Origin of the sequence: Clostridium sp. 1001271B_151109_B4 (genome assembly GCF_015670405.1) — a bacterium.
Classification (GTDB): Bacteria; Bacillota; Clostridia; order Clostridiales; family Clostridiaceae; genus Clostridium.
Genome location: NZ_JADPBQ010000035.1, coordinates 1 through 13,218 on the forward strand (window position 1 = coordinate 1; position 13,218 = coordinate 13,218).

At 29.0% G+C, this 13,218-nt stretch carries 12 protein-coding genes and 5 tRNA genes; 15 read left to right on the forward strand and 2 right to left on the reverse strand.

What is annotated here, in order from left to right; all coding sequences use genetic code 11:
• The 4 genes from I4V63_RS14955 to I4V63_RS14970 all read left to right on the forward strand — a co-directional run bounded on the left by I4V63_RS14955 (position 1) and on the right by I4V63_RS14970 (position 326).
• Positions 1-76, forward strand: a tRNA-Lys gene (locus tag I4V63_RS14955).
• A gap of 7 nt (positions 77-83) precedes the next feature.
• Positions 84-167: transfer RNA gene (locus I4V63_RS14960), tRNA-Leu, on the forward strand.
• 5 nt (positions 168-172) lie between these two features.
• Positions 173-247 (forward strand) — tRNA-Gly (locus I4V63_RS14965).
• 5 nt (positions 248-252) lie between these two features.
• A tRNA-Gly gene (locus tag I4V63_RS14970) sits at positions 253-326 on the forward strand.
• Positions 327-341: 15 nt separating this feature from the next.
• Here the strand turns inward: I4V63_RS14970 and I4V63_RS14975 are convergent.
• Positions 342-1,229, reverse strand: coding sequence for an AraC family transcriptional regulator (locus tag I4V63_RS14975; protein WP_196002029.1), 888 nt, complete (start codon positions 1,227-1,229; stop codon positions 342-344).
• A 198-nt stretch (positions 1,230-1,427) separates the two neighbouring features.
• Here I4V63_RS14975 and I4V63_RS14980 point away from each other — a divergent pair, with 198 nt between their 5' ends.
• The 11 genes from I4V63_RS14980 (at position 1,428) to I4V63_RS15030 (ending at position 12,602) form a co-directional block, all read left to right on the forward strand.
• A complete protein-coding gene (locus tag I4V63_RS14980) occupies positions 1,428-2,321 on the forward strand; it encodes a sugar ABC transporter permease (RefSeq protein WP_243280530.1) in 894 nt (297 codons plus the stop codon).
• A 99-nt stretch (positions 2,322-2,420) separates the two neighbouring features.
• On the forward strand, positions 2,421-3,278 hold the full coding sequence (locus I4V63_RS14985; protein WP_243280532.1) for a carbohydrate ABC transporter permease: 858 nt from the start codon (positions 2,421-2,423) through the stop codon (positions 3,276-3,278).
• A gap of 11 nt (positions 3,279-3,289) precedes the next feature.
• Positions 3,290-5,449, forward strand: coding sequence for a 1,3-beta-galactosyl-N-acetylhexosamine phosphorylase (gnpA, locus tag I4V63_RS14990; protein WP_196002031.1), 2,160 nt, complete (start codon positions 3,290-3,292; stop codon positions 5,447-5,449).
• 135 nt (positions 5,450-5,584) lie between these two features.
• Positions 5,585-5,743: a hypothetical protein gene (locus tag I4V63_RS14995; protein WP_196002032.1), complete on the forward strand. Its 159-nt coding sequence runs from the start codon at positions 5,585-5,587 to the stop codon at positions 5,741-5,743.
• A gap of 16 nt (positions 5,744-5,759) precedes the next feature.
• Positions 5,760-6,695: a sugar phosphate nucleotidyltransferase gene (locus tag I4V63_RS15000; protein ID WP_196002033.1), complete on the forward strand. Its 936-nt coding sequence runs from the start codon at positions 5,760-5,762 to the stop codon at positions 6,693-6,695.
• Entirely contained in the window at positions 6,677-7,810 is a 1,134-nt protein-coding gene (locus I4V63_RS15005; RefSeq protein ID WP_243280531.1) for a phosphotransferase, read from the forward strand. Before I4V63_RS15000 ends, I4V63_RS15005 begins: the two co-directional genes overlap by 19 nt.
• A 4-nt stretch (positions 7,811-7,814) precedes the next feature.
• Positions 7,815-9,227, forward strand: coding sequence for a phosphoglucomutase/phosphomannomutase family protein (locus I4V63_RS15010; RefSeq protein WP_196002034.1), 1,413 nt, complete (start codon positions 7,815-7,817; stop codon positions 9,225-9,227).
• A 115-nt stretch (positions 9,228-9,342) separates the two neighbouring features.
• Positions 9,343-10,716, forward strand: a complete 1,374-nt coding sequence (locus tag I4V63_RS15015) for a carbohydrate ABC transporter substrate-binding protein (protein ID WP_196002035.1) — start codon at positions 9,343-9,345, stop codon at positions 10,714-10,716.
• A 139-nt stretch (positions 10,717-10,855) separates the two neighbouring features.
• Positions 10,856-11,644 (forward strand): glycerophosphodiester phosphodiesterase family protein, encoded by a 789-nt coding sequence (locus tag I4V63_RS15020; RefSeq protein ID WP_196002036.1) that lies wholly within the window; start codon positions 10,856-10,858, stop codon positions 11,642-11,644.
• A gap of 76 nt (positions 11,645-11,720) precedes the next feature.
• Positions 11,721-12,086: a single-stranded DNA-binding protein gene (locus I4V63_RS15025; RefSeq protein ID WP_196002037.1), complete on the forward strand. Its 366-nt coding sequence runs from the start codon at positions 11,721-11,723 to the stop codon at positions 12,084-12,086.
• Between the two features lie 252 nt (positions 12,087-12,338).
• Entirely contained in the window at positions 12,339-12,602 is a 264-nt protein-coding gene (locus tag I4V63_RS15030; RefSeq protein WP_196002038.1) for an ATP cone domain-containing protein, read from the forward strand.
• A gap of 48 nt (positions 12,603-12,650) precedes the next feature.
• On the opposite strand, the gene I4V63_RS15035 is transcribed toward I4V63_RS15030, so the two are convergent.
• A tRNA-Arg gene (locus I4V63_RS15035) sits at positions 12,651-12,727 on the reverse strand.
• Positions 12,728-13,218: the final 491 nt, after the last annotated feature.

The window sequence follows — 13,218 nt, forward strand, 5'->3', positions numbered from 1 at the left end:
GGTTTACTAGCTCAGTCGGTAGAGCACTTGACTTTTAATCAAGGTGTCCGGGGTTCGATTCCCCGGTAAGCCACCAAAAAAATGCAGATGTGGCGAAATTGGCAGACGCACTAGACTTAGGATCTAGCGCCTTTGGCGTGGGGGTTCGACTCCCTTCATCTGCACCATTTATGCGAAAGTGGCTCAATGGTAGAGCGCCACCTTGCCAAGGTGGATGTTGCGGGTTCGAGTCCCGTCTTTCGCTCCAAATATGCGGGTATCGTATATCGGTAATACTCCAGCCTTCCAAGCTGGAAAGGTGGGTTCGATTCCCACTACCCGCTCCATTAGAAAAGACAATCTTAATGATTGTCTTTTTTTGTTTTTAAATTTGAGTGTGAAATTTTATAACCTCTAGGAGAAGTACCAGTTGATTTCTTAAACATTTGACTAAAGTAAGATGAATTAGAAAAGCCAACTATAGTTGATATATCTCGAATTGAATGATTTGTAGTGACTAAAAGATTTTTAGCTTCTTCAATTCTCTTATTAATTAAATAATTAATAGGGGATATTCCCATTTGCTTCGTAAATAAATGAACCAAGTGAAATTTATTTACATAACTTAAACTTGATAAAATATCTAAAGTAATATTTTCGGAATAATGAGAGTCGATATAATTTTTAATTTTAACACATTCAATATTTAGCTTTTCAGGGTTAGTGGTAATAAATAAATTAGACTTAGCATTTCTAGATATATATATAATAAATAAAGTCAAAATACTTTTACATGCCAATTCATAGTTGGAATCTTTATTTTCAACTTCGCGTACTAAGTTATCTAAATAACTTAAAATTTCAGCTTTATCATTATTAAAATTCATTATTTTATAGTAAATAGGAGGGGTTACCTCAAGGCCTAAATAAGGGATACTATCATTAGCTAAGGCCAAGTTATTTATTCCAAATACAATATACTCTAATTGATCAAAAGAATTATTAGTAGATTTTTCTGTATGAGAGCAGTTGGGATTAATAATGATTAAATCCCCCTCCTTAATGGAAACGATAACACCATCTATATCCATAAGTCCATGCCCATGAGTTATAAAGAAGATTTCAGTAAATGGATGTGAATGAGATGTGCTATGCCAATCATTACCGTATTTAGATTTACTTATATAAAGTAATTCAAAATCAATATTATATATATTCTTTTCATTAAACATATATCGTGTATTACTCATAAATCACCTCCAAATAATATTCAATAGTTAAATTATAACATTAATTATAGTAATTATAAAAGAATAAAAGATATTTAGGTTATATTGCGCAAATAGCAATATAACTAAAAAAATGAGCAATAAATTTATTGTGTAAAAGTTTACAAAAAAGTAAAATAAAATCAAGGATTTAAGAAAAAACAAGGGGAGTGATTTTATTTGAAAAAAGATAGTAAATCTAAAAATTTATTTATAGCGCTATCAGTTATTCCAGCATTTATTTTATTTCTTATATTTATGATTATTCCAACTTTAAATGTATTTTGGATGTCATTATTTAAATGGGGAGGACTAACAAATAATAAGAAATTCGTAGGATTAAATAATTTTTTTATATTGTTTAAAGATGAAAAATTTATAAAATCATTTCAAAATACATTGTTTTTAATAGTATTTGTAACCATTGTTACTTTAGTAATAGCAATAGCATTAGCAGCGGTATTAATAAGAAAGGATATTAAATTCAATGATTTATTTAGAATAGTTTTTTACTTACCAAATATCTTATCTGTAGTTGTAATATCAGCAATATTCTCAGCAATTTTAGATCCAAGTCAAGGTATATTAAATGCAACATTAGATTTATTAAAATTAGAAAATTGGAAACGAATGTGGCTTGGAGATCCTAGTACAGTAGTATGGTGTATTGCAGTAGCAATGATTTGGCAAGCTGTTGGTTATTATATGGTTATGTATATGTCAGCAATGAGTAGTATTCCGGAAAGTTTATATGAAGCAGCTGAATTAGAAGGAGCTTCAAAGTTTAAACAATTTTTTAGCATAACATTACCTCTTGTATGGGGAACAATAAGAACTACATTAACATTCTTTATAATAAGTTGTATTAATTTAAGTTTCTTATTTGTAAAAGTAATGACTAGTGGGGGACCTGATGGAGCATCAGAATCGTTCTTAGGATATATGTACAAGCAAGCTTATGGTAATTCTTCATATGGATATGGAATGGCAATAGGAGTTGTAATATTCTTATTTTCATTTGGATTATCATTAATAATTAGCAAAGTAACAGAAAGAGATGTAATTGAGTATTAGGGGGTGGTAAGTATGCAAAACATATCTGAAAGTAAGATAAATACCAATAAAGATTCTGTAATAAAAAAGAAGAATAAAAGAAAATCATCTAATAAATTAATGAAAGCTTTTATATATTTATGCTTAATATTGTTTGCATTAAGTATATTGATACCTTTAGGGTGGTCAATACTTGCAGCATTTAAACATAAATCAGAGTTTTATGGAAATCCATGGACATTGCCAGAAGGATTTTATTTAGAAAACTTTAAAACTGCATTTATCAAATCACATATGGGAGAATATTTTTTAAATTCTTTGTTTGTAACTGCTTTAGCATTAGCAATTCTTTTAGTAATTTCAATTCCAGCAGCATATGTGTTATCAAGATTTAATTTTAAAAGTAAAAAACTTTTAAATACTATATTTGCAGCAGGATTATTTATAAATGTTAACTATATTGTAGTACCAATATTCTTATTAATATTAGATGCAGATAAAGCAATAAAACAAATATTTGCACTTCCATTATCAATGACTGTATTTTTAGATAACAAAATTGTACTAGCTTTAGTTTATGCTTCAACAGCACTACCATTTACTATTTACTTGCTATCTAATTATTTAAAAACATTACCGAGAGCTTATGAAGAAGCAGCAATGATAGATGGTTGTAGTTATTTGCAAACTTTAATTAAAGTAATAATACCTATGGCTAAGCCAAGTATTATAACTGTAATATTATTTCAATTTTTAGCTTTCTGGAATGAATATATTATGGCATTAACACTACTTCCTAATTCGTCAAAAACCTTACCAGTTGGTTTATTGAATTTAATGCAAGTACAAAAAACGGCAACAGATTATGGTGCAATGTATGCAGGATTAGCTATAGTAATGATTCCAACAATAATACTTTATATTTTGGTTCAAAAACAATTAACTGAAGGAATGACAGTAGGCGGTATAAAAGAATAGGGGGAATAGCAATGAGTAAAGGTAGAGTTACGATACCTACAGATGATAATTTTATAAAGGAAACTATGGAAATAGCCGAAAAATGGGGGGCTGATGGAATTAGAGATTGTGATGGATTTAAGCTACCAAAAGAAATAAAAGGATTGGCTGAAAGAATATATTCAACTTATTTCGTTGCTCGTGGAGATAATAAATGGGCAGAGGCTAATAAGGAAGAATTACAACAAACATATTTAATGACAAAGCATCATGTTGCAACTGAAGATAAGCTAGTAATAAAAATAATGGATGGATATTTTGGACAGCAGGTTCAACCAGACATTTATCATGATATAAAAGTTTGGTGGGAAGTAATTGATAGAACGAGTAATGAGGTTATAGATGTTTCTTTGTGGAAATATAATGAGAAAAATCAAGAAGTTATTATAGAAAATACAATTAAATGGCATGAATATACAGTAACATTTTTGGCTTATTGTATATGGGATCCAACTCAAATGTATAATCACATTACAAATAACTGGGGAAATAAACCACATGAAATGCCTTTTGATGCAAGAAAGCCAAAAACTAATAAATATATTTTTGAAGCTATGCATAAGTGGCTTGATGAACATAAGGAATCAAACATAGTTAGATTTACTACTTTCTTTTACCATTTTACTTTAGTGTTTAATGATTTAGCTAAAGAAAAGTTCGTAGATTGGTTTGGATATAGCTCAAGTGTAAGTCCAGAGTGTTTAGAAGAATTTAAAAAGGAAAAAGGTTATGCATTAAGGCCAGAGCATATTGTTGATCAAGGATATTATAATTCTTCATTTAGAGTTCCCTCTAGAGAATATTTAGATTATATGGATTTTCAACAAAAATTTGTTGCAGAAAATGTGAAAAAACTTGTAGATATTGTTCATGAAGATGGAAGGGAAGTCATGATGTTTTTAGGTGATAATTGGATTGGTACAGAACCTTATGGAAAATATTTTTCTTCTATAGGAATAGATGGAGTAGTTGGTTCTGTTGGTAGTGGAGCAACACTTAGAATGATTTCAGATATTCCAGGTGTCAAATATACAGAGGGTAGATTCTTACCATATTTCTTTCCAGATACATTTTATAAAGGAAATGATCCTACAATAGAAGCGAAAGAAAATTGGGTAACTGCAAGAAGAGCATTAATGAGAAAACCTGTAGATAGAATTGGATATGGTGGATATTTATCATTAGCATATAAGTTTCCGAAGTTTGTTGATTATATCAAAAACGTTTGTGAAGAGTTTAGAGAAATATATGATAACATTGGAGGAAATAAACCTTACTGTGGATTAAAGGTTGCAGTACTTAACTGTTGGGGAAAACTAAGAAGTTGGCAAACTCATATGGTTGCACATGCATTATGGTATAAGCAAATATATACTTACTTAGGAATAATAGAATCACTAAGTGGTATGAGTTTTGATGTTGAATTTATAAGCTTTGATGATATTAAGGAAAAGGGAATTTCAAATGATATAGATGTAATAATTAATGCAGGTGATGCAGGTACTGCATTTAGTGGAGGCGATAAGTGGCTTGATAAAGAAATAATAACTACTTTAAGAGAGTGGATTTATAATGGTGGAGGTTTTGTTGGAGTAGGAGAACCTTCAGCAATATTATATGGAGGACATTTCTTTCAATTATCAGAAGCGCTAGGTGTAGATAAAGAATTGGGATTTTCATTGAGTACAGATAAGTATTTTAATACTCAACTTGATAAACATTTCATTACAGAGGATGTTATTGAAGAAATTGATTTTGGGGAAGGACAAAAAAATATTTATTCAAAGAGTAAAGAAACAGAAATAATTTGTTATAAAAATGGAGATTTATTGATGTCTTCAAATGATTATGGAAAAGGAAGGGCAGTATATATTGCAGGACTTCCATATTCAACTCAAAATACCCGCATACTTATGAGAAGTTGTTTCTATGCATCACATAAGGAGAAGGAAATGAAAAAATGGTATGCAGATAATTTGAATTGTGAAGTATCAGCATATTTAGAAAGCAATAAATATGCTGTAATTAATAATTCTCATGAGAAGCAAAGTACTATTGTATATGATGGAAATGGTAATAAAACGAAAATTGAATTACAACCAGGTGAAATTAAGTGGAATAAGATTAGTTAGTAGTTAGGAGTTAACGTATAAATTATGTTATAAATTATAAATTTAAAAAGAGTGTAATATAGGCTTGTTAATTAGTTTTATTATTAGCTATAAACTTCTAACTAAAAATTCATAACTACCTATAGGAGTGATTTTATGATTAAAAAGTTAATTTACAGTTTGGTATTTATAGTATCTGTATCACTAGTTATAAAAGGAAACACAATTCATGGATATAAAGGATTGTCTATTATGCTTATAGGATTAGCATGTTTACTTGCAGAGTTATATTCATACAATAGAAAATATCAATAAAAGGGAGAGAATATATATGAAACCAATATTATTAATAATGGCAGCTGGATTAGGAAGTAGATATGGTGGATTAAAGCAAATAGATAAGATTGGACCAAACGGGGAGATATTATTAGAGTTAGCTGTACATGATGCTATAAAAGCAGGCTTTGAAAAAATAGTATTTATTTTGAGAAGAGAAATTGAAGAGGAGTTTAAGGAGCTTATAGGAAATAAATTAGAAGAATATGTAGAGATAAAATATGTAATTCAAGAAATAGGTAATCTCCCAGAAGGATATACAGTTCCAAATGAAAGAACAAAACCATGGGGAACAGGACAAGCTATTTTATGCGCAAGAGATATTATAGATGCACCATTTGTAGCAATAAATGCAGATGATTTTTATGGGCAAGAGGCATTTAGAAAGATATATGAGTTTTTAATCAATAATAAAGAGGAAAATATGTATGGAATGGTAGGATATAAGCTGTGTAACACACTTTCAGAAAATGGACACGTTGCAAGAGGTGTTTGTAAAGTTAAGGATGGTTATTTGGAGGAAGTAATTGAAAGAACAAAAATAATAAAAAAAGATGAAGCTGCTTTTTATACGGAAGATGAGGAAAACTGGATAGAGCTTGATTATAATTCAACTGTATCAATGAATATGTGGGCATTTAATATTAACATATTTGAAGAATTAGAAATAGGATTTAAAAGGTTTCTAGATACAGAAGTTAAGTTAAATCCAAAGAAGAGTGAGTATTTTATACCTTCAGTTGTAAGTGAGTTATTAAGTAATGGTAAAATATCTGTTAAGGTTATGGAATCAAAGGATAAATGGTATGGGGTAACTTATAAAGAAGATAAAGACATTGTAAGAAGTGCAATTGAAAATATGATTAAACAAGGAGTTTATCATAAGAATTTGTGGGGGGAAATTAAGAGAAAATGTGTGACAAAAGTTTAGAAAAAACAGTTGAGGCACTTAAAAAATTTAATTTCGAGGGCGATATTATAAGAGTAGTACCATTTGGAAGTGGAATAATTAATGATACATTTTTAGTAGTTTGCAATGATAAAGATGGAAATAAAAATCAATATATTATTCAAAAAATAAATAATTTAATTTTTAAAAATATTAATCAATTAATGGAGAACTACTGTAATATATGTGATTATTTAAAAGCTGTAATATCAAAAAGAGGTGGAGATGTAGATAGGCAAACTATTACTGTAGTTCCAACTAAAAAGGGTAAGAATTTTTATTGTGACTCTATGGGGAATTGTTGGAGAAGTATTAAGTTTATTAAGAATACAGTAACTTATGATGTTAGTGAATCACCGCAAGATTTCTATAAGGTAGGGAGAACATTTGGAAAATTTCAAAATATGCTATCGGATTATAATGCAGCAAAACTATATGAAACAATACCTAATTTTCATAACACAAAGGAAAGATATAAGTCATTTATAAAATCTGTTGAAATTGATAAAGTAAATAGATTAGATAATGTAATAAATGAAGTTAATTTTATTATTGAGAGAAAGGAGGATACATCTATATTGTTAGATTTGCTTGAAAAGGGGGAATTACCTTTAAGAGTAACTCATAATGATACTAAAATTAGTAATATTCTTATGGATGCAACAACTAAAGAAGGAATTTGTGTTATAGATTTAGATACCATAATGCCAGGACTTTCTTTATATGATTTCGGAGATGCAATTAGAAGTGGAGCAACACATGTTTTAGAAGATGAAAAAGATTTAAATAAAGTATTTATTGATTTAGAATTTTTTGAAGCATTTACAAAAGGTTTTTTAGAGGAGACAGCAAATAGTTTAACTGAAAAAGAAATTGAATTATTACCAATGTCAGTAAAAGTAATTACATTAGAACAGGGAATGAGATTTTTAACTGATTATTTAAATGGGGATGTTTATTATAAAACAAGCTATAATAATCAAAATCTTGATAGGACTAGAACACAACTTAAACTTGTTAAGGATATAGAAGAAAAGCTAGATGAAATGAAAAATATAGTAAATAAAAGTTTAAGTAATAATATAGTAGAGGGGTAATAGTATGATTAAATTTGGTACTGGTGGATTTAGGGCAATAATTGGAGAAGATTTTACAAAAGATAATGTTCAGCAATTAGCTAGAGCTGTGGCTAGAAAAATGAAAGATGAAAAAGTTGAAAATAAAACTATAGTTGTAGGATATGATAGGAGATTTTTATCCAAAGAAGCTACAATGTGGATATCAGAAGTTTTAGCATATGAAGGAATTAAAGTTTTATTTATTCACAGGGGAGTACCTACACCATTAATTATGTTTGAAGTTAAAAGATTAGGTTTAGATTATGGAATGGCAATAACTGCAAGTCATAACCCTGCACTTTATAATGGGGTAAAGTTATTTACTAAGGGAGGGAAAGATGCTGATGAAATAGTAACAAATGATGTTGAAAGGTATATTTATAAATATGAAAATGAAGACTTGAAATCAATTTGTTTTGAAGAGGCTATAGAAAAAGGATTAGTAATGTATGATAATCCTTTTAATGAATATATAGATTGTATTTTATCACAAATAGACGTAGAAGCAATTAGAAATGCACATTTAAGAGTTGTTTTAGATCCAATGTATGGTGTAAGTCAAACATCGCTTAGAACTATACTTGCAACTGCAAGATGTGAATTGGATGTTATTAATGAAAGGCATGATACTTTATTTGGGGGAAAACTACCTACTCCAAATGCTGCTAATTTAAAATCTCTTCAAAATTATGTTATAGATAGAAAATATGATATTGGGATTGCCACCGATGGAGATGCAGATAGGCTTGGAGTAATAGATAATAACGGAAGATTTTTACATCCTAATGATATTTTAGTTTTATTATATTATTATTTATTAAAATATAAGGGGTGGAATGGCCCTGTTGTTAGAAATATTGCTACAACAGAACTTTTAGATAGAGTTGCACATAGTTTTGAAGAAGAATGTTATGAAGTGCCAGTTGGATTTAAGCACATTTCTTCAAAAATGATAGAAACTAATGCAATAATAGGTGGGGAATCTAGTGGTGGATTAACAGTTAAAGGTCATATTCAAGGCAAGGATGGTGTTTATGCAGCTTCTTTATTAGTTGAAATGATAGCTGTAACAGGAAAGTCTTTATCAGAAATATATGAAGACATATGTAATGAATATGGAAGATTATATATGACTGAAAGAGATTATAAAATGACCCAAAAGAAAAAACAAGATCTTATTGATATATTAATGGTTAAGAGAGAAGCAATTGAATTTAATTATGATATTGAAAGAGTTTCCTATGAAGATGGATATAAGGTTTATTTTAAAAATGGTGGCTGGGTAATAGTTCGTTTTTCAGGGACAGAACCTGTATTGAGAGTATTTGCTGAGATGGATACTTTGGAAAAGGCAGAAAAAATAAGCAAAATAGTTGAAGAAAAATTTGATTTATAAAATAAAATTAAATTGTTAAAAACGCAAAATAACTAAAAAATATAACAATAAGCTTATTGATTAAACGTTTACAAAAATATAGTATATAGTTATAAAAGGTGAGGGGGAGAATTTTATGAAGTTTAAGAAATTATCAGTGATATTAAGTGCACTTATGGTGGCAACATTGTTTGCGGGCTGTGGAAACTCAACATCAAGTAAAGACGCAGAGACTAATGAAGATGTTGCAACTTCAAGCTCTGAAGAAACAATATTAAAAATAGCTGCATTAGATGGTGGTCGTGGAGTTGAACACTGGAACAAGCTTGCTGAAAAGTTTGAGGAAACTCATGAAGGCGTTACAGTTGAATTAACAGCTGCTTCTAATTTAGAAGAAATAATTAGACCGCAAATTCAAGGTGGGAATGTACCGGATTTAATATATTTAGCCACTGGAAGACCTGAAGCATTAACAGAAACTTTTATAAATGAACAAGCTCTACATGATTTAACTAATGTTATGAATATGACTGTACCAGGTGAAGATGTTAAGGTGAAGGATAAGATATTGCCAGGATTTTTAGAAACATCAGCTACAGCTCCATATGGTGATGGAAAAGTTTATTTAGCTCCTTTATTTTATAGTCCAACAGGACTGTTTTATAATAAGGGATTATTTGAAGATAAGGGATATGAGGTACCAAAGACATGGGATGAGTTTTTTGCTTTAGGAGATAAGGCAAAGGAAGAAGGAATTTATTTGTTTTCATATCCAACAGCGGGATATTTTGATTCTGTAATGCCAGCAATGTTAGCTGCTTCTGGAGGAATAGAGGCATTTAATAAAGCAATGAATTATGAAGATGGATTTTGGACTTCAGATGATGCAACTAGAGTATTAGAAACCATAGCAAAATTAAAAGATTATACAGAACCTTCAGTAGTTGCAAATGCAAATAGTGATAATTTTAAAAAGAATCAACAGTTAATTTTAGATAATAAAGCTCTATTTATTCCTAATGGGGATTGGTTACCAAGTGAAATGGAAGATGCTCCTAGAGCAGAGGGATTTGAATGGGGATTTACTGCATATCCAGCATTTGAAGATGGTGGAGACATGTATTCTTATAACTATTTTGAACAAATGTATATACCAGCTGATGCAGCTAATACATCATTAGCAGAAGAATTTATGGCTTATATGTATAGCGATGAAGCTGTTGGAATAATTGCTGAATTAGGTAAATCAGTGGTTCCTGTAGAAGGTGCAATTGATATTGCTAGTAAATATTTAGATGACTTACAAATTGAGATGTTAAGTGTTTATGATAATGGTGCAAAGCCAGTTATGGGAGGATTTGTAGCAACAGAACCAGTTGAAGGAGTAGTTTGGAATGATTCTTATATATTAATAATTGATTCAATAATGAATGGAACTAAAACTGTAGAAGATTGGGAAACTGCATTAACAAGTGCATCTGATAAATTAAGAGAAGCTATAATTAAATAGTATTATTTAGGCGTTATGAAAGTAGCGCCTATTTTTATAATTCTATTTATGTATTTTTATGACAATAAAGATTAATAATATAGTTAATAGTTAGGGGGAATGGGACATGAGAAAAGTATAAAAGAAGGAAGATATAAAAATGAAAATAATAAATAAAGGTTTTAGAGTATTAATATTAACTTTAATCTTAATACTTCCTAGCAGCAGTATTAAGGCGTTTGATTATGAAGATATTAATGTAAAATTAATAGGACATAGAGGAGCAAGTGCATATGAACCAGAAAATACTATTCCCTCTTTTGTGAAAGCTGCAGAGCTTGGAATGTGGGGAGCAGAATGTGATTTGTATTCGCTTAGAGATGGAAGCCTTGTTATATTCCATGATAATGATGTTGATAGAATGACAAATGGTGTTGGTAAAATTCAAAGTATGAGTTTAGTTGAAGTTAGGGCGCTAAATATTGATAGTGGAAATAATATTAAAAAGTATAAGAATTTAAAGATACCTACTTTAGATGAATATCTAATATGCTGTAAGAAAAATAAGTTAATTCCAGTAATTGAATTTAAGGAAATTAATGTTGAGAATGTAAAAGAAGTTGTTGATAAGATTAAGGGGTATGGCTTAGAAGATGAAGCTATAATAATTTCAACATCATATGAATGGATAAAATATATTAGGCAGTATAGTTATAAGATTCAGTTTCAATATTTAAATGATATAAGTTTAGAAAATATTAATTTATTAAAAGAGTATGGTAATTATGGAATAGATGTTAGAAGAGATAGAATAACTGCTGAAAATGTAAAGCTAGCTCATGAAAATGGAGCAATAGTTAATGTATGGGGAGTAAATACTGAAGAAGAGGCTAATATGCTTATAGATATAGGGGTAGATATGATTACTAGTGATTATAAATTAAAATAAAAAAGTATTATTTATATGTATAATAAGGAACGAGCTTGTCAAGAATTAAAATAAATAATTCTTGGAGGTTAGAAATATGAATAAAGTTTCTTTGGTTGGTAATGTAGTAAATGATTTAGAGTTAAAAGATTATAAGAATGATGAAGGTGAAGGTAAGTATGTTAGATTTACTTTAGCAATTAATGAGTACAGCGTTAGAAAGAATGAAAGAATTGCCACATTCGTTGAAGTAGTGGCATTTGGTAAGAAGGCTGTAATATTAGCTCATAATGTTGGTAAGGGAAGTAAGCTAGCCGTTGAAGGGAAATTAAGGACTAGTAACTATTCAAATAGTGAAGGTGAAAAGAAATATAAAGTAGACATAATATTAAGTGAATTTACTTTTATTGATAGTAAGAAAAAGGCTGTTAATGAGGTAGTTCAGGAAGAAGTTCCATTTTAATATATAATAATGACATAATGAAATCTCAAATTTGCTTTGAATTATTTTATAGAAAATAATAATTAGTGAATTTGAGATTTTAATTTTATTATTTAATATATTTAGTTATAAGGATAATATTATCTTTATAAAAATTACTGATTTGGTAAGTATTGAATAATGAATTGGAATACCTTAAAATATAGAGTAACATAAAGTTTTTACTTTATAAGTAGGAGATTATGTTATGAAAGAAAACAGGGGAGGATACATATGAAGGTTATAAAAAGAAACGGAAGATTTGAAGACTTCCAAATTGATAAGTTAGAAAGAAGTATAAAAAATTCTGCAAGTGACATAAGTATTGTTCTTAATAATTCGGATATAAAATTATTATGCAATGAAATAATGAAGGAATTATCTATGACATGTAAAGATAATAATGTTACGAGTAGTTATGAGATTGTTGGTGTTACTGTAAGTGTTTTAAAGAATAATAATTTTGCAAAAGTTATAAATAGTTATTTAGATATATAATAGTGAAAAAAGGTATCGCATTATCAATATTGCGATACCTTTTTCATATGGTGCACCTAGAGGGACTCGAACCCCCGACGCCTGGATTCGAAGTCCAGCACTCTATCCAACTGAGCTATAGGTGCAAAGAATATATTATTTATTATAATATTAAAAAATATAAAATTCTATAAAATTAGTTTTTTTATATATTATTTAGTAAGAGTATTGATAGGTATGTGGTATATAGATAGAGTGTAAATACATAAAAATAACTATAAAATCATATAAAACTCTAAAAATACTAGGTGTTTTATCATACTCTATACCTGGTGTATCAATAATAGAAAAAGAGAGAAAAATAACGAAAAAACAAAGTAAATGGTGAATAGTTTTCAATAATAATATTTATAATATATTTAAGGCGAAAAAGCTGTGATAGAATAGTCATTGTCCTTGAGGGAAACAGTTTAGAACTGAAACAAGTTAAAAAACTTGAAAAAATAAGTTCAAAAAAATGTTGACACGAAAGTGACAAAGTGATAAGATAAGGAAGTCGCTTGAGTGCGACACAAGAAATGATCTTTGAAAATTGAACAGAATATAGTTAAAGTAAACCAGCAATTCTTTTGAGAGT